Genomic DNA, 19,036 nt, shown 5'->3' on the forward strand with positions numbered 1-19,036 from the left:
CTATGATAAAGCTATTTTAAATTTCTTTAATAATAAAGAACCTGCACCAGCTAATAATCCAGCACCGATCCCTGTACCTCCAATAAGTGCTGGTAGAAAAGAGCTAGTTTCACCTCAACTACTTCCTGAGCTTTTATTCGAATAGGAAGAATATCTACTAGAGGATCTTTTATTTCAAAAATCTTCTGATTCAGGACTTATTTGATTCTTATTGAACTTAAAGTTAGTCTTTCCAGTTAGTACAACTCCCTCATAGACCATATTTTGAACATTAACTAGTTTTGTTCCCCTATTTCCCTTGTATTCAACTTCAATTTCTATTTCATTATTGTCTTCAAATACCTTTCTGAAATTAAAGTCAGAGAGATTAATTCCTACCTCTTCTTTTCCATTATCAGAAATAGAAAATAGTCTGTGATAAGTTGAGGAGTTAATAGATTTATCAAATGATTGAGCTTCATTTCTAACTAGATAGTGAGTGTTTTCTCCTTGAACCACTATCTCTATATCTTTGTAGTAGTCTTTTAAATCTTCAATATCTGGATCTCTTTGGTTTTTAGGTTGAAGTGTGTATTTTTCAATTCCATTAAATAAATCTTTTTCTTTTAGTTGCAGTTTCATTTTGCTTCAGAAATAACTTCCTATTTTGTGAGAATTTTGCTCACCAATTAGTTTTTCAATAGAAGTTGAATGATCTTTCTTTACATATTTCTCTCGATCAAAAGAAGGTAACATCAAGAGATTTGATAGTTCCACCTTCTTTGTTCTTCCTTCAAAAAAGTCATAGTATTCTAGAGTCGCTGAGCTACTATAGTCCATTCCTATGAGCTTTACCTTTAATGACTCAGTCCATTCTGAAGAAAGATTTATCAATCTAACTCTAGGCTCTCTGACACTTTTGTTAATTAGGTAGAAGAATTTTTGTAACTTTTCTTTATTCTTCAACTCTGAGTAATACATATCTTTCAATTCTTCTTGGTCCAGCAAAAGACCATAAAGAATATTGAATCTCGACTCAACTATAGATAGATTTAGTTTGTAGCTAAATTCTTTCTTATTCTCTGGAGTTTGTAATTTGATGTTTGGATTATCAGAAAAGACTAATAGCTCAAAGTTTGAGAATGCACCAGTATTGCTCTTTCAATACTTTCAGTGATCCTCAAAGTAGAATTTCTTGTCATTAAGTACTTCACTAATTGTGAATAGTTGTTCATAATCCTTAGCTCTGTATTTGAATTTCAGCTTGAACTTTAGTTTGGTGCTGATTTTTAGGAAGGCTTCAACATTATCTATCTTTTTGTAGTCTAGATAGAAGGAGAGTTGAAATTGTTTTTTCTCAAAATTACCTTTTACTGGTTCCTTAACTAACTGTATTTCCGGAACAAACAACTTGTCAAAGTCAACATATCACAAGCTTTGATCTGTTCCTTCTCTATTTACTTGATATTTAGAAGGCTTATCTAAATTTCAATCTCCCAAGGAATAGAAGTAAGTGTGAGTAGTTCAATATGCTGGATGTAGTCTTTTATATCCAACAACACCAGAGGAATAAATTCTTCTATTTTGGTGTCTCTTGAAGAAGGAATTGTAATTTAGTAAGCTAATTCGACCACATTGAGAATCAAATCCCTCCGACATCTCCTTTCTAATCACTCTCAATTCATCATCCTCATTGTGTTCTAGCTCCGAGCAATCTCTCTTTTTATTTCTTTCATAGTGATATAAATCACTTCATAGAACTGAATCAGGCTTCAACTTTCCATAATTAACCTTGGAAATAACATTATTTGCCTTATTCAACTCTCCTTTTTTCCAATAACCAGAGAAAAGGGAGATAATAGGACTCATTAAGAAAGATTGGTCTAGCTCAATGATCTTTTTGTGTATCTCAAATGACCCCTTTATATCTTCTGGTTTTGGGAGATTTAGACTCAATAAATTCTTTAGAGTCTGACCAGAAGCCTCTCCATCAATTCAATTAATGTTTTGAGCATCATCTTTTTGCGGAAACTTATAGACTGAGGTTCAAAGATAGTGATAGTTTTTTAAGTGAGTTAGATTATTTAGTCAATTCTTTTTATAGGCACCTATTTGATTTATTTTTTGCGGATCATATCCTTTCTTATCAAAAACTAATATCTCTTGGTCATATTGGTATTTATCTAGATATTTCCACTCAGAGATCTTTTCATAATACTTGTCATAAATGATTAAGTTAACTGGTAATACTAACTCTTTTCTTAGATTAGGTTCTGATGTGGCGGAATTAACTAAATCTTTGTAAGTCTCAAGATGTGTCTTATTTTTGGCTTGACTATCTTCAACAATCTTGCTATAGTCTAGTCAGAGCTCCCCAGCAGGTCTACTTGTTGCAAGAAGAGCAGATTGCAAACCATATAAAGTTTTTAGACTCATATCCCCAAGGTCTTTTCACTACATTTATTAGTCGAAAAGTGAAAAAAGGATGAAAATTTATTTTTTTAAATAGTTAATTGGGTCTTTCAACTCCTTCTCGCTCAGTAAGATAAACCTCTTTACTAACTGAAAAATTGAATCTTGCAACTGATCTAATATATTTCTTTCATCAAGAGTAAAGTTTTCCATTACATAATTTCTTATTACTAAGCTCTCGTTAGTAACTGTTGGTCTTATCCCAACCTTTAACTTAAGACACTGAGAGAGGGGAAAAGAAGTTTCTACATTTCTAACCCCTAAGTGTTTTATCTTCTCTTCCTTTCTCTTAATTAACTTGTAATTTCCAATAGAAATATCTAGTTCATCATAGATTAGTAGGACATTCTCGAAATCCAGCTTTAACTCTCTTAAGGTTTTCTTTAAAGACTGTCCAGAGCTATTCATATACTCATAAGGCTTACAAAGAATAAAAGAGTTTCCTTTTAAAGAGTTATTTTTTGAAACCATAGAACCATTAACTAAGCTAAATGGGGAACACCCCAACTTAGCTTGTATTTGATCTATTACTTGAAAACCTAGATTGTGTCTAGTGTTCTCGTATTCTTTAGTTGGATTTCCTAGTCCGACTATTATTTTCACTTTTTATGGTGAAGTCTGACAGGCTATATTTAAATCTAATTTTCGTTTGAATAGTGGCCAATTGCAAGCACTTCTCTAAAGTTTCTAGATTTGCTTGAAGTGATCTTTTTATCCTACTTTCAGGTAAGTTATCTAAAGAAGACAATAGTCTCTCTTTAGTTTGATAGTCTGTTATTAGCTTAGTTGCATTCTTAGGACCAATACCTGGTATTCCAGAGTAGTTATCACTAGAATCTCCAGCCAATGCCTTTAATAAAGGTATTTGAAAAGGAGATAAACCTTCATTTAACTCTGAGAAGTTTTGATGATTATTTATCTCTAAGCCAGAAGAGATCTTTATTCTAATTACTGAAACCAAGTGGTTAACTAATTGAAGTAAATCTTTATCAATAGTAATAATGTCTACTCTATAGTCTGCCTCTGAGAGTTGTCTAGAGAGAGTACCTATTAAATCATCTGCCTCATAACCTCTAGGGGCATAAAGAGCATTTATTCCCTCTTCCCTTGCCTTTAGTATGATTTCAGGAAATCAATCAACTAACTCTTGAGGCATAGGTTCTCTATTTGCTTTATAGATAGGTAGTATTTCTGTTCTAAAGCTCTTTCTATCAACATCCAAAGCTAATAGTCCATAACCATAGCTATTTAACTTAAGTCACTTTCTAAGTTGCGAAGTGAATAAGTCAAAGAAATTCTCTTTAATCTTTGCAGGCAACACATTTGGGTCTTTAGGATAAACAGCATGAAAACATCGATATATTATGGAATTTCCATCTATTAATAAGAATCTCTTATTCACAGAAATTAAAGTCTTTCAAGTTAATTTTTAGAGAATCTACTTTGTTTTTTTCAAAGAGCTTCACTTCCTCTTCATTGAAGGAATTTCTTAAAGAGTTATCTTCTTGTTCTGAGCCAAACAATCACTCATTTCACAAACTATCTAAGTTGTAGTGAAGAAAGAGTTGCGACTCTGTCTCACAAAATAACTTTCTAAATCAATTCAGATAGTTAAGGGAGAGTATCTCTTCTTTTGTGAAACCCTCCTCTAGAAGTAAAAAGATAACTTCTTTTAAGTTTTTAGACTCAATCTTTAAGCAAGCGTTTTGCAGTCTGTTAGTTAATTCTGAGGTGCTACTCTTTAGAACATTTAGCCCCAGTTGAAAGACTTTTTTATCTTTAGAGAAACTACCAAGATATTCTGTACGAGAGAGTACGCTAGGCAACTCTAATTGATAGTCCATTTTGACTAATTCTTTCAAAATCTGTTCAGTCACTCCCTCTTTTTCTAATAGAGTAAGAAAGAATTCTTCACTGTAATTTGCTTTCAAATAAGCTGCTTGATAGGCAGATAGAGCATATCCAATTGCATGAGCCTTATTGAAGCTATATTCCCCGAAGGATTTAATGAATTCTCATAAGTTAATCTGTTCTGCCCTTGAATAAGAAGAGTTAGAGATGATGCTAAAGAACTCTTCTTTTAGCTTTTCTAACTTAGAAAGATCTTTCTTTTGCAAGGCTAGTCTATATTTATCTGTTTGATAGAGAGGAATATTTAAAGCAAGAGAGATAATTGACATTATTTGCTCTTGATAGAGTATTATCCCTCTAGTATCAGAGAGAATCTTTTGGATCTCTGGGCGAGAGAATTGTTTTTTATTGGGGTTGTAGTTAAGGAACTTAGAGATGTGTTTATTAATTCCAGGTCTTATGACTGAAATTAATTGAGCGAGATCAGAAACTGATTTCACTTGAAAGCTGTTCAAAACCTTTTTGATCAAAACATTATCTAGGTGAAAAAGGTAATAAGTACAACCAGAGTTAATTAGCTGTAAAGTTTTTTGGTCTTGTAAGTCTAGTTCAGATAGTTGCAACTTTTTATTTTTAGAGACTTGAATCTTTCTTAAGATCTCTGAAATGAAATCAAGATAGGGAGAGGATAGGATATCAAACTTCTGTAGGGAGAAGTAAGAAGAGAGATTGTATTCTAGATAGGCTACTGGAAAAGATAGAGAAAACTCTTCAGAGATATGCAATAAAGGTGGATTGTTTGAATCTATAGGTATTAAAGAAGAGGGGTGTGGTTGATAGAGAAAGGGTAAATTAATTAATTTATTTAGTAATTGCTGATTAGAAGGTTCTTGATAGTTTGGAAAAGCTTTTGCTAAAGGAGAACTAATCAAATTAATATTCCTTATTTGCTTCTGAATTAAGGGAATTACAAAGTTAGTTCTTCCAAAGCTTTCAGCTAGATAATCTAGTGTTTCTTGCTTTCTAAGACTCTCAATATCTAGATCTAAGTCTGGAACTCTCTCAGAAGATAGATTCAAGAATCTATCTAGTAACAAACCATATTTCAAGGGATCAACTTGAGTTATTCCAAGCAAAAAGATAATTAGACTACTAGAAGCGGAACCTCTTCCTGCGCTAGTAAGTATCTCTTTTTCTTTTATGTATTGAAGTAACTTAAAGAAAATGAATAGATAATTCCAGTATTCCTTTAGCTCAAATAACTCTATCTCTAACTTAAGTCTTTCTAGATATTGAGCCTTATTCTCTATATTCTTGAGATATTTACTTAATCTAGACTTACAAAACTGAATAATCTCCTTAGCTTGTTCCTTTTGATCTCCAGAAGGAGTTACTTCACTTACTGGATAGTACTCACAATTTTTAAGTATTACTAGTAGGTTTTTAACTCAATGTTTGTGAAAGCTTAAAAGATTATCTTCTTGATTCAAATAATTAACTCTTAAGTGTGAGTTAAGCTCTAACTCTGACTCAAACAAAGAATCATTTCTTAAGGAAGAGACTAAAGAGAAGGCTTCATAATCTTCTGGATTTAAAAAGAGATTCTCTCTGATATATATTCCATTCTCTAGTTCAGAATTGGAGAGATAGTACTCTTGATCCCCTCAAGGTAATTCATTTTTATCTCCAGAAAGAAAGATCTTGAAAATGTTCTTTCACTCTTCTTTCTTTATTTCTTTTTGGCTTGTGAAATTAACTAAAGACTTGTAACCTTTAAAGTTCTTAGGTATTAAGAGTCACTCCGAGCTGTCCTTATATATGTAATGAAGAGATAAAACTGGGACTAATCCTTTCTTACTGGCTTTGGAGTGAAAAGAAGGAAAGTGTTTTACAATCTGTGACTCAGAAAAAACAGAGTGTTTGTGATTATTAGCTAGACTAAACTCAATGATCTCATCTATTGAGATTGTTGACTCAAAGATAGAGTTACTCGCTCTAACAAAAAGTTGCGGAAGTCTTAATCTCTTTATTTCTTTAGATTAGCCCTTGAGGTATGGAAAGGAAATAACTTCTTTGATAGATTTACTATCTAGCAAGAACATTATTAATCTATCTAAACCTATTCCTACTCCTCCAGTTGGTGGCAGCCCATACTCTAAAGCAGATAGATAATCATAGTCTAACTTCAGTTCAAACTCTGATTCAGAAGCTATTTGTTTCTTAAATTGTTCCTCTTGGACAAAGGGATCATTTTGTTCTGCAAAACCATTAGCTATCTCTTTTCCTCCTATGTACAGTTCAAATCTCTTAGAAAAGAAATTATTGGACTTATCTTCTTTCGCTAGAGGAGAACACTCTGAGCTAAATCCATATACAAAGGTTGGATAGTCTAATTTCTCCGAGATAAGCTCTTCAAAGAATTTCTCATATATTCTTGATAAGCTCTTCTTTTCTTCTTCTGTCAACTCTATTCCTAACTCATTGGCTTTTTGAATAGCTTCAGAGAGAGTTGGAGGATTGGAATAGAAATCCAATTCTGTTTTCTCCTTAACTAACTCTCACATTGCTTTTCTTTCAAATCTCTTTATCTCTCTCTCCCCAACTAAGAACTTATTTAGTAGGTGTTGAATTAACTTTTCAGTTAGTTCCATAGTCTTTTCTAGTCCTAAATAAGTACTATAGATCTCTATAGAACTGAATTCAGGATTATGGAAGTTATCTACTCCTTCATTTCTGAAAGACTTACCTATTTCATAAACCTTTGTTCAACCTGAAACTATTAGTCTCTTTAGATATAGCTCAGGAGCAATTCTTAAATATAAATCTTCCTTTAGGGTATTGTGGTGAGTCTTAAAGGGTCTGGCTGAAGCTCCTCCAGGAATCTTATGTAATATAGGAGTTTCAAACTCTAAGTAACCTAACTCACTTAAATACTTTCTTAGTTCACTAATTATTTGTGCACGAAGAGTTAATTTATTAAATAACTCTTCATTGAGTATTAAGTTCCCTACTCTATTCCTAACAGCTAGTTCAGGGCTTTGTATTCCTGCTCATTTTTCCGGCAGCGGTTTTAAAGCCTTAGAGATTATCTTTAGTTGTTGAACTCTAATACTTAAAGTTCCCTTATGAGTAGTAAATAAAGGTCCTGAAACTAAAACATAATCTCCTATATCTACATACTTTTCAAAGTATTGGTGTATTTCCTTAATACTTTCTTCTTTTAAATCTATGTAGGCTTGTAATTTACTATTATTCTCTTTAAATACAAAGAAAGGTCCTCTAACTGTAAGAACCCTTCCTCCAAGTATTAATGACTTATTTAGGTAGTTATCTGGACAACTTGTAACCTCCTCTATGGAGTAATTAGGAGTTAAGCCCCCGGAAGAGTAACCATCTTCCCCTAGGGTTTTAAGCTCTAATAATTTTTTTCTTCTAACCTCTTCTTGGTCATTTAACTTTCTTTCTTGCAACTTAAGAGGTAATGCTAACCCTCTTCACGATCAAAAAAATTTTATTTTTTGGGGCTATAGGAACAGGTGTCTTAGGCCCTATTATTGGTACCTCTCCAGTAATAAGAGAGTTTACTTGAGGCGGTTCAGATATCTCTCCCTTAAAGGAAGGTATTTTTGACTTAGCCAATGTAAATATATATGACAATGTAAGCATTCCCGCCTTCCTTAAACAAGCCCTGATCTTTAAGGAGGGTCAAGAAGGTTTAGTTGAATCCTTTGCTCAAGAACTAGCTAAAAGATGATATTTCTCTCAACCTTCTAATTGAACTGAAGAGCAGAGATCCAATTGAAAAGAACTACAAAAAAAACAATTTGAAGATGCTTGAAAGAGTATTAATCCTAAAAATCACCAAAGAGACTTCTGAGATAACTACTGAGGCTCCAGAGAAAGTATGGAGTCTTTTTGACTAAGACACAATAGTTACAAACTAGTTAAGTCTTTCTTAACTGATGTCAAGAAATCTGATTTTGCTTTAAGTGAATCTTGAGAGTGACATAAGAGTGGAGGAAATAGCAATAGCAACGGAGAACTCTTTAAAAGAAAAGTTTTTGCGAGCGATGAAGAATTAGAAAAACCAGATAGTTGAAAAAAGATTGGCTTCTTCCCCTCTAAATCTAGAGAGCATTTCAAAGATGAAAAGTGAAAGAAATTTATTCAGGGAAAGTTTGACTTTATTAATTGAAGTTACAAGAAGTGATTTGATCGAACTCTTCCTATGTATTTCTGAAAAATTAGTTGATACTATGACAAAAATGCAACTAATTCAGAGATAGAGAAAGAGTACAGCAAAAAACATTTAAAAGAGCACTTTCCCTCAAAAGCAAATTATTCTTTCCCTGTTTTCTCTAAAAAGACTATTGAGAAATTTAAGTCATTTATTAAGAATGTTTCGGAAAGTAACGCGGAAAGTTCCGGTAGCAGCAGTGTTGGTCAAGAAAAACTAGAACTTGAGAAATACTATATTGACAACTGAAAGGGGGATCAATCTTCCCCAGCCACCTTACTTGAGATACTTAATTCTTTTGAAGGAGCAACTCCGGAGTATGCCTCTGTAGCTTCTTATTTAGTTAATAAGGTACTAAGTGGTAACTCAACTGCAGGGGCTGGCGACCGCGTAGGACAAAATGACTCCCAAATAAATAAGTTAGAAGGACAAACCATAAAAACAAAAAACGGAGATCTTAATGATCCAATCTCAATCTTTTTTGATGAGAATGGAGGAACTGGCAAAAATAACAATACCAACATCTCTTTTGATTCTGAAATTCTCACGAAAAAAACAGAATCTAAAAAACATAAATATGTTCATGATGTCAGAGAAACTGATGCTGGATGAATTTTTTTCAGGGATGCCGATGGAGCCCATGCCTTAGCTTTAGATGGTCATCGTTATTTAGAAAGAAAGAGTGGCACTAGTGAACAAAATGAAGATGCCAAAAACAAATTATTTAATTGGTTTAATTTCAGAAATCTTCAATCTAGTGAAACTAGAAGAAATTGATCTTCTGGAAAGAAATTCTTAAATCTTTCTGAAACAGATAATTGGTTCTCTAAGTTCTCTGACTATCTAAATACCAACTTTGATAAATTACTGGCAGAATATTTTGTTAGAGACAATAATGGCAACAAGGAATTATTTGAACTTTTAAAAGAAGAAGATAAAAGCTACTTCAACAAATATAAAGATGTATTAACTAAGATATTTGGTCTTTGAAGTACTAATGAGTGAAATTCAAAGATATTTGGACTAAGACAAAAAATCATTGGAAGATACAGCTCTATAGATTGAAAGAAAGAAGGTTATGGAAATTCAAATATCAAAGTAGTAACTAAACAAGGTTTATCTTCTCCATTTCCCTTTGCAACTGATTTTTCAGATAGCAAAAAAGAAAGATTCAAAAGCCAAGAGAATGTATTCAATGAATTTCTAAAACCGAAGGAACAAGCGACTCAATCTGTAGTTGCCGTAAAAGTTTCTGATCCGGTAGAAGCCGAATCACCAAATCCTCAAGATTCTGCAACTGCAAAAAAATTTATTGAATATCACAAATCCATACAAGAGTTATTGGATGGTAACAAGATTGATCTAAAAATCAGAAGTAAAGGTTTTGATTTCCAAAGTAGCCAAAGATTATTTGTTAATGACTCAATCTTTGACTATCTGCAAGATAAGTTATTTGCCAATAAAGATTTATTGAACTATCAAGTAAAAGAAGGAAAGTTATTAAATAGTGGGTTTTTTCGAGGAAATAGTTTACTTAAGGACAAAAAAGACAATCATCAAAATGAAACCAATCTTCCTTGGTTAGCACCTCTTAATGTAGAAAAGAACTTATCTGAATTTTTACAAGTTCCACCGAAATTAACTCAAGCCAACGCACAACAACCAGCAACTGGGGCTCAGAATAATGGATGTTGAAAATGTGAATCTTTTCAATCCGGAAAAAATGAAGAAACAAACAAAAGCAGTCTTGAATCCCTTCTTAACAAACTCCTAAAGATTTATTTTTTCAAAAATTACCTAAAAACTGTTAAAGAAGATTACTTTGATTTCTTATCTGACTTTCCCTCCGGACAAAGAAAAAATGGAGCAGGCGTAGAGCAACAACAAGAAAGTCAAGTTCAATTAACAAACACCACTAAATTTGACTTTCTAACTGATGAATTGTTTGAAAAGTGAAGAAAGAGTTATCTTTCAGATATCAAAGAAAGAAATAACTTTTTAGATTTCTTAATAACTCTCAGTTATTTATCAAAAAAGAACTTTGAAGGTTTAAGAGAAGCTATGAAAGTTGAATTAGTTTCAAGCACTGACTATCATTATCTACTTTTCGAAGCTACTTCAAATAAGACAACAGAAGGGGAACAAAACAAAAAGCCGATTCACCCCTTCTTAGGCAAAAAGAATGGAGAAGCGGAAGATAGTTCAGAACAAAACTTCTTTGAGAGTCGAGAAAAAGCAAGACAGCACATCCGAGAAAATTGAAGAACTGTTGGAAAATTAAGCCTCTCAAATCCTCCAACAATTCCCCAAACTACCGGAGAAACAAAAGATGCAATATACAAACAATTAATAACTGAAAAACCTAGTCTACCAAGCAAAACAGACAAAAACAATCTCTTTAATTTCAAAGATCTAAAAGGATTAATAGATCGAATTAAAAATATCTCTAGTCCCTCTGACTTTGATAAATTAGTAACTCTAATTTCCAAAGTACATACCAAAGTAATACCTGATTTCTACAGAGGAGATAAGTTATTCACTAAAGAGAAAAAAGAAAAAAAGATTTATTTAGAAGAAAAGAAAAAACTATTAGTTTATCAATTATTACACACCGATCAAGGACCTTTCTATTCCTCTTCTGAAATAGAGAAAGAAAATGAAATATTGTCCAAAGATATTGACAAAATTGCACAAGAGGCAAAACTTAGTGAGAATAGCGGCACAACTGCAGTAGCTGTTCAAACCACTTCAGGTGGTAGTGGCGGAACAGAAAAAAAACACCTAAATTCAAAGTACTTCAATAGAGAAAAAGGAACAACTAAAGATGGTGGTTACTTCATTCAAGTGTCTTCAAAAGACTTTGAAGATGAAAGCTCTACTTGTGAATTCTTTAACTTACTACCTATAGAGCTATTAGCAGAATTTCTTGCTCTAGAGGCAGATAAGCCTTTAAACAAAGACAAAGCACAGAAGAGCTTCTTTGATGGCACTTCTAGAGTAAAAGCAAGAGATATGAAGTTCAAGAGCCATGTAGATAGTAAGCATGTGGAATAATGCTTTGAATTAAAAAGCTCTTATTCACTACTATCCTTGGTACCAGTGTTATTGCACCTTCAGTAACTCTTACCAGACAACAAGAGGCTCTTGAAAGATTAGAGCTAGATTCAACCCTTAAGAAATGAAACAGATTATTAGAAAAGATTTCCGGAGATTCAGAAATGGAAAAACTATCAAAGATATTTGCCAAAAACCTAACTACTTTTTCTAGGTTTGCACTAATTAATGCAGTCAAACAACTCTTAATGGGGTGAGCTATCAAGATCTGAGAGAATCAAGAAGATTTCTTTCCTATTTCTCAAAGACTAAATAAGTTCTTTTTCTATCATCACATTTACCACTGAAAAACAAAAAATGAAGTAGAAGAACTATCTTGAGAGTTAATAAAGAAGTTCTTTATTGACTTCTTCTTCAATGAAAAAGGTTGATTTCTTTTATCTCAATTTGGTGACTTTAGCTCTTTTGTTCTAAAGGAATGAGAAGAAAAAGAAAGACCTATGAAGTTGTATGAGTGAAAGATATCTTATTCCAATGCTGGAGAAGAGAGTAGTTCCCCAGAATCAAAAAAATCCAAACTTTATGACTCAGCTGTTTTAGAGAGCTTAAAGACTAGAGTTCCCTATCTATTTCCAGAAATAGAGGGAAATAAAGAATACTCAACTCTAATCTCTAGACTAACTCACAAGAATGAGATTGAACTCAATCTCTTTAAGAAAAAATGAGTAACTATCTCAGATTTATCAAAAATCACTGATGGTTATGCTCTAGGGGCTTTGTTACACATGTATGCACAGCAAAGTACTAGACCACAAACAACTTCAGCACCCGCCCCAAACACAGATCAAGTCACCACTCTAGGGTTAAAGAAGGGATCGCAACAACAAAATACTCCCGACCCTCTTAAGAATCCTCTATATATCTTTGCTGGCGGTAGCGAATCAAGTGGCGCAGGACAAGGTTCTGAGAGTGGAAAGTGTTTAACCATCGATTCTTCCCTCTTTAAAGAAGAAATAAAGAAAGAATTTAAGGGAAAAGATCTTTGTATTTATGGAGTTAGATGAATAAATCAATGAGAAAATGGTGGTGGAGGGGGAGGAGGCAGCGGCTCTTCCGCCCCAAACAAACCCAAAATACTTGTCTCCAGAGAAATGGATGGAATTAGTTTTTATTATTCAGCAGAAGATTCAAAGTTAAAGGCAGAAAACGGTCAACAAAAAACCCTCAACCAGCAAGAACCAGAAGTTATTGAAAAAGTTAAACAATATCTAACTGATAATTTTGAAACTATATTTGCTAAGTTTTTAGTTTCAAAGAAAGGAAAAAATGGAGACCAAAATTACACACCATTCACTATCAAGTCAATTAATACTACTAGTTCAGATAAGAGTCAAACTTTTGACTTTACTGAATTCTTTAAGAAAAATTCAGGTGTAATTGATGCTTCTGTCGCTTATCTTGAAGATCTCTATTGAACTGAAAAAATCAAAGTTTTGCAAAACATATTATTAAGTGTTTACAAACACACTCCGCAAAATATTCAAATAAAAAGACAAACTTCTGGACAAAAAAACAATATTTCATTAAAAAAAGAATCTGGACTTTTTGCCCCTCTACCCTTCAAGAGAAGTAATGGTGAGGAAACTACCAAAAAACTAGAACTCCCTTTAGCCGAAAGTAGTGGCACAACTAATTCACAAAAACATGAATTCTTTGAAGATTTACTGAAACTTTTGCCAACCAAACAACAAGATTCACGGGCACAAAAAATTTCTCTAAAGAGCAAAGCTGAGGAACTAAAGAAATTAATAACAAATAAAAATGGACAAAAGCCTTTTAGTGAAGATTCTTTAAGAAAACTATTCTTAGAGAATTCTTATTTCAGAGCTCAGCTAGAGGCAATATCAGGAAACAAATTAAAGGCCATTGATACTATCTTTGCCCTTAAAGCTGAAGAAATATTGTTTCCAAACAAAGGCGCAAGTGGAGAAACAAGTAAAGATTTCTCAAAACTCTTACAAGAATTTGCAAAGACTATAAAGGGTACTGGAGGAGAAGGACAAACTCAAGACAACAACACCTGAGAAGACTTAATCAATAAAGGTCTTTTCCTAGAACCCTTCTTAAACAGTCCTATCGAGAAAAAACTTTTGTATGGATCTTTTTCTTCAAGCGAACAAGTAGCCCCAGAAGGAAGTAGTGGCACAAGTACAAAAGAAATTACCAATAAATCTAAGAACGACTGAATGCTAGATAATTTCTATTTCAGTGATTCAGGATATGAAAGTTCAGCAACTAGCTATAAAGAGTTATTAGCTTTTCTTCTATCTATTAAGTGATTAACAGAAAATAATCATTCTAATTTCGAAAAACTAATAAATCACATATTTAGTAAGAACAAGAACAAAAATGCTTATTTGGTTTGAACTCAAGAGATTACTTCAGAGGAAAAGAAGAAATTAGAGGGGGAAGGGGGTCAACAAGAGCAACAAGAACAAGAAGCCCAACCTGAATCTAAATTAAAAGAATTCTTCAAAGAAACTATTTCTAAAGAACTTTCTAATCCATTGTTAAGTGGAGAAAATACAATGGCTGGTTCCGTGGGAGAAGATGGTGGAGGTGGCAAAGCACAAACTAAGAATTTCTCTTCCAAAAACTCACTTTATGAAACAGATGCTTATAAAAATGGACAGACTGGTGACGGACAAAAAACTAAATTGGGTGGTTTTCTCGGTTTAGTTACAGAATCCTTTTCTACCAGAGATGTTCCTCCTGCTCTAAAAAACTATATTTTTGGTGACTTCTTGAAATTTAACTCTACAGAAAATAAAAATTATTCTATTGAAGGTGCAGGCCCACAAGCTGAAGGTGGAGCAAAAGGCATTGTAGAAGGTGCCTTCTTTTCAGATAATCACAAGAGAAACTTGACAAAAAACAGTGATTTACTCGATCTATTAAAAGAAGCTAAAAAGAAAACCAGTTTACTGAGATATCTTGATAAAGAAACTTCCAATTCTCTTCTAATTGCCCTAAGTCAATCTGAAAAATCTGAGGAAGTAAGTGAACTAACTCTTGAAGAATTAAAAGAAGAGTTATCTAAAGCTTTAAAGTCTAGTGACACCGCACAAGTTGCTGAAGCCCCAACAAGCTCACAAAGTACCGCAATCAAAGATCTTTACAAACTCTTCAATAGATTCTCTGGTTACATTTATTCTTCCAAAGGTGATCAAAAATCTCCTTATGTATTTACCGAAAAGAAAGAAGGAGAAAAAGAAGAAAAGTACTACGTTGGGTTTGTATATCAAGTCAATAGATTTGACTTTGATTCAGAAGGAATTAAAAAACTAAAAGAAAATCTTTCTGAAAACACTCTAAACACTCTAATAACGCTATTAGCTTCTAATAGAGAAATTAGAGACTGAATATATGAAAGTGAGATTATTAGACAGCTAAGTCTTTAAGGAGATACATAGTCATAAAGCATCGCTTTTGCCAGTCTAGTAGCTTCTTCTATTCCACTAAATATCTCTACTACTAAAAAAGCTAGTTGTAAAGAACAAGCTGCAGCTTGTGCTGTAATGAGCTTCTTTTTTAGATCTATATGAACTGGAGTATCTACTCATAACTTAGAGTATTCTCCAATTAGCTTAGGATCTTTATAGCAAGTGAACTTGATATCTGGCTCTCAATCTCTTTCTACTATAGATATAACTGCTACAGGAGCTGCACATATAGCTACTAATCACTTGTCTTCACTTTTATAAAACTTTCTAACAGCTAGGTGTAGCTTGGATTCTCCCACCTCTTTCGCTGTTGCCGGAGGAGAGAAATAAGACCTAAATCCAGGTCCACCAGGAAAGAACAATAAGTCATATTGATCTAAGTTAGTTAGTTGTAAGTTAGAGCTAGCAGAGAACTTTATATCTGTGTAGTTAAGAGTTATTGAATTCTTTACTTCACATGAGATTGTTTCTACTACATACTTAGCTCTTCTTCAGATATCAAAGGGAATAACAAATTCCATATCCTCAATTCGGTTTGCAACCAATATTCCTATTCTTACTATTCTGTTGTTATCCATAGATAAATTGGTGGAAGTAATGGGTTATGCTCCCATCTCCGTTAGAGACTCCTATTTTCCCTACTCCTTAAGCGCGACTAAATCCCTCTGCCTAAAAGTTAATTAAAAGACTAAAACGCTAACGCGCCTAGTTGTTGACCTCTACCGACTAAAAGATTTATGTTTCTTTTTGGATTTTTTTAACAGTTTAAAGGCACTGCTAGGCCCGTCGCAGAGTAGGTCGAGCCTCTTCGTCTATCTTAGAACTACTCCCATATTAAATTTATTCCCTCAGACACAAAAAAAACAATTACTTAGGCAACATATTTGAACTAGATGGTGAGTAGAAAAATTCCGTCTTTTTCCCCTTTTCCGCTAATTAATGAATAAGAAATTACTTGACACAAAAGTTGATAATCAAATTCCTTTGTTCTGACATAGAACCCCTAGGGATTGAAAAAGGTCAAGAAATAATTCATGATCGCTTCAAGATGGAATTAGCTAAAGCAGATGAAATAAAAATCTCTGTTGCTTATTGTTCAGAAGACTCTTTGTGGGAACTAGAGAGATTAGTTGACTTATACGAGATTAAAAAAGTGAATGTAGTTTTAGGAATGTATAGAAGTAGTAATTTTCCGGCCTCTCGATGAACAACAGCAAAAAAGATAAATAGAAAATGAAAAAAGGCGGGAATGGGAGAGATAAAGATGACCAAGAAATTGTGATACCACGGCAAAAAATATTGTTTCTTAAAAGACAATCAAATCTTTTCTGCTATTGTCGGCTCTGCAAATTTAAGCTTTTTAGACTCTAGAAATCAATCTCAATATGAAGAGGGCGTTCTAGTAGAAGAGCCAGAGGCTCTTCAAGTCATTTTGAATCAAGTCAATAAATTGCTTTCTAAGGATGTCTCCGAAAACGTATCCAAAATTATGAGAAAATCATCTTCTCGGGGAAAAAAGTCCAAAAAAAAGAAATAAACACAATTTCTAAAATGAATTGCACAACAAATTTCTAATATGAGTTCTTACGGTGAAATGTCTCTAAAAGAGCTATTTAATGCAAAAGTTTTACAAACTATTGTTTTTCCATTAGTGGTACCCACCTCACAGGAGATAAAAAAATTTGATTTCTCTAAATCAGACTTAAATGCCTGTTATTCCAAGCCACCAATAAATTCCAGAAACGGACAAGAACAAAGTTGATTCGAGGTTAAGTTAACTGTTGTTGGTGAACACAACTTACCACCAAGAAAAGAATGGTTTTATGTGGTCATGGAAGATGGAAATATATTTAAGGCTCATTTTTCCGGAAAAAAGACTAAAAAATTAGTTACCTTTGAAGACACAAGTCTCATAGGTCACTGTATTAAGAGTATGTTTTTTGATAGAAGGTTGGTGAAAGATTTTGAATACTGCTTTGATGATCCTTATAAGTACGGAGTGATCACTAAAGAAATGTTGGATTCATATGGAAGTGCAGAAGTAATCTTGAAAAAAACAAATAAGACCAAAACAGACGGTAAAGGAAATAAAAGAGACATTTGGATATTCTCTTTCCCCTTAATGCCTGACCTTCTCGATGAAGAGTGGAGAGAAGAATATTAAGTAACTTAATAAAAATGTCACTTACAAAAGATTTTTAGTATGTATTCCTACTACGAAATATCCCTAGAAGAAGTACTTAATGCAAAAGTTTTACAAACCATTGTTTTTCCGTTAACAGCACCTACTGATAAAGAGGTAGAGGGTGGTTGAGAAAAACTAGATTTATCCAAATCCAACTTAAATGCTTGCTATAGTAAACCAGAAATAAATGAAAGAAGTGGGCAAGAGAGAAGTTGATTTGATGTAACTCTAACTGTTGAAGGAGAACATGATTTACCACCAAAGAAGGAATGATTTTATGTAGTTACTAGATATGGTGATTGTTTCAAAGCACACTTTACAGGCAAAAAGACTAAGAAATTAGTTTCTCTCGAAGATAGAAATATTATTGGTTATTTCATTAAGAGCATGTTGGTGGAATGGGAATTATTCACTGAATTGAGTTATTGTTTCTATGATCCAGAGGGCTATGGAATTATTACTAAAGAAATGTTGGAAAAACGTATGGGCTCAAAAGTTACTTTGAGAAAGACTAACAAGACCAAAACAGACGGCAGAGGAAACAAAAGAGATATTTGGATATTTTCTTTTCCAATAGAAAATGAAGAGGAAGGCTGAGACAGATTAAGAGAAAAGAGTGTTAGTAACTTAATAAAGATACAAACACTACCTTAATTAAGCAAAAATAACTATTAATTAGAAAATTTCACTTCTAATGTTCATCTTCTTTTATCTCAGAAAGACAAAGGCCATTTAAGTTATGTTCGGGAGAAGATAAGTTTTCTGTTAGTCGAACAAATATTGACTCTGATCAGAGCTGAATACTTCAAAAAACTAACTCCAGGGGGGAAAGATATTTATAAAGACACTGTTTGAATGTGCTACTGCACTTAGCAATGCAGTTAGGTTATGTAAGAAGTGAACAAATATACTAATCCAGATATTCCTATATTTCTTATAGCTTCAAGCAAACACTAACCCCCCACAGAAATAAGGCAATAGGTGAAAGATAGTTTCTTTTGAACTATTTAAGTGAATTAGTCCAAATATAAGTGCAGAAGAGAATAGAGTGGAGGTATGAAAATTAGCTGTCTTTAATATAGACCTTCTATAGATTAGCTCTTCAAATACAGGAGCAAAGATTAAGACAGAAATAACAATCATGATTATTCTGGCATCTTTTAGTGAAGTCGTAATTCTCTTTTGGTTTTCTGTATTTGCCGCCCCACTTGTTGGAAAGATAGTCTGTAATAAATGAGCAAAAGCAATTGAAACAGCAAGTTCTGCTATAAGGATTAGTCATATTCTTGAACCAAAGAACTTAACTCTTTCTCAAGAGAACACCCCTCTATCATTCCAAAAAATTAACTTAAAGTGAGGTCCCAGAGTAGACATTGAGTTCTTGATATAGAAGTAGTTAGAGGCAAAATAAACTATTTGAATACCTAGAGCAATTAGAGCTATTGCATCCAGCTCTTTTGAATCATCATTTTTTCTAAAAAAATCAAGAATAGGATTTAAGGATGCAATCAGAATTGAGTTGATGAATCACAGCTTGTACTCTGGTTCAATTTTTGATTCTTGTTGTCCCTTTTCGAGACTTGTAGGAGACTTAAAGTACTTTAGATAAAAAAGAAAAAAAGCTCCAACAACAAATCTTCAACCTATATTGATATAGCTACAAGGGGAACTTTGAAATCATTTAGAATCAGTGGTTTGTTGTTGAACTTGTTGCTGTTGAGTTTGTACTAAAGTGTTGATGAAAGTATTTGCAAC

General features: G+C 33.1%; 12 protein-coding genes. 5 read left to right on the forward strand and 7 right to left on the reverse strand.

Annotation, left to right across the window (positions count from 1 at the left end):
- The 5 genes from WEN_RS00720 to lysS form a co-directional block, all read right to left on the reverse strand.
- On the reverse strand, positions 1–2,415 hold the full coding sequence (locus tag WEN_RS00720) for a hypothetical protein (protein ID WP_014849650.1): 2,415 nt from the start codon (positions 2,413–2,415) through the stop codon (positions 1–3).
- Between the two features lie 57 nt (positions 2,416–2,472).
- Positions 2,473–3,054, reverse strand: coding sequence for an aminoacyl-tRNA hydrolase (gene pth / locus WEN_RS00725; RefSeq protein ID WP_014849651.1), 582 nt, complete (start codon positions 3,052–3,054; stop codon positions 2,473–2,475).
- Positions 3,020–3,853 (reverse strand): 5'-3' exonuclease, encoded by an 834-nt coding sequence (locus WEN_RS00730; RefSeq protein WP_014849652.1) that lies wholly within the window; start codon positions 3,851–3,853, stop codon positions 3,020–3,022. The genes pth and WEN_RS00730 overlap by 35 nt, the downstream gene beginning before the upstream one ends.
- Entirely contained in the window at positions 3,846–5,840 is a 1,995-nt protein-coding gene (locus WEN_RS00735) for a DNA polymerase III subunit alpha (protein WP_014849653.1), read from the reverse strand. The genes WEN_RS00730 and WEN_RS00735 overlap by 8 nt, the downstream gene beginning before the upstream one ends.
- A 501-nt stretch (positions 5,841–6,341) precedes the next feature.
- On the reverse strand, positions 6,342–7,772 hold the full coding sequence (gene lysS, locus WEN_RS00740; protein WP_014849654.1) for a lysine--tRNA ligase: 1,431 nt from the start codon (positions 7,770–7,772) through the stop codon (positions 6,342–6,344).
- Positions 7,773–7,783: 11 nt separating this feature from the next.
- On the opposite strand from lysS, the gene WEN_RS00745 reads away from it, so the two are divergent.
- Complete coding sequence (locus WEN_RS00745; protein ID WP_014849655.1) at positions 7,784–11,593, forward strand: DUF3713 domain-containing protein; 3,810 nt, start codon at positions 7,784–7,786, stop codon at positions 11,591–11,593.
- Positions 11,593–15,054, forward strand: a complete 3,462-nt coding sequence (locus WEN_RS00750) for a DUF3713 domain-containing protein (RefSeq protein ID WP_014849656.1) — start codon at positions 11,593–11,595, stop codon at positions 15,052–15,054. The genes WEN_RS00745 and WEN_RS00750 overlap by 1 nt, the downstream gene beginning before the upstream one ends.
- Here the strand turns inward: WEN_RS00750 and WEN_RS00755 are convergent.
- Positions 15,051–15,674 carry a DJ-1/PfpI family protein gene (locus WEN_RS00755; RefSeq protein WP_014849657.1) on the reverse strand — a complete coding sequence of 208 codons (624 nt, stop codon included), beginning with the start codon at positions 15,672–15,674 and terminating at the stop codon, positions 15,051–15,053. The two genes, WEN_RS00750 and WEN_RS00755, sit on opposite strands and share 4 nt — an antisense overlap.
- Positions 15,675–16,063: 389 nt before the next feature.
- Here WEN_RS00755 and WEN_RS00760 point away from each other — a divergent pair, with 389 nt between their 5' ends.
- From WEN_RS00760 to WEN_RS00770, 3 genes are read left to right on the forward strand one after another with little or no spacing between them, the layout of a single operon-like run.
- Positions 16,064–16,633 (forward strand): restriction endonuclease PLD domain-containing protein, encoded by a 570-nt coding sequence (locus WEN_RS00760; RefSeq protein WP_158308815.1) that lies wholly within the window; start codon positions 16,064–16,066, stop codon positions 16,631–16,633.
- Positions 16,634–16,672: 39 nt separating this feature from the next.
- Positions 16,673–17,260, forward strand: coding sequence for a restriction endonuclease PLD domain-containing protein (locus WEN_RS00765; RefSeq protein ID WP_043911251.1), 588 nt, complete (start codon positions 16,673–16,675; stop codon positions 17,258–17,260).
- 39 nt (positions 17,261–17,299) lie between these two features.
- Complete coding sequence (locus WEN_RS00770; protein ID WP_014849658.1) at positions 17,300–17,935, forward strand: NgoFVII family restriction endonuclease; 636 nt, start codon at positions 17,300–17,302, stop codon at positions 17,933–17,935.
- A 159-nt stretch (positions 17,936–18,094) separates the two neighbouring features.
- Here WEN_RS00770 and WEN_RS00775 read toward each other — a convergent pair whose 3' ends face one another.
- Positions 18,095–18,655, reverse strand: a complete 561-nt coding sequence (locus WEN_RS00775) for a CPBP family intramembrane glutamic endopeptidase (RefSeq protein ID WP_014849659.1) — start codon at positions 18,653–18,655, stop codon at positions 18,095–18,097.
- Between the last annotated feature and the right edge of the window lie 381 nt (positions 18,656–19,036).

Origin of the sequence: Mycoplasma wenyonii str. Massachusetts, assembly GCF_000277795.1 — a bacterium.
Classification (GTDB): domain Bacteria; phylum Bacillota_I; class Bacilli_A; order Mycoplasmatales; family Mycoplasmoidaceae; genus Eperythrozoon_A; species Eperythrozoon_A wenyonii.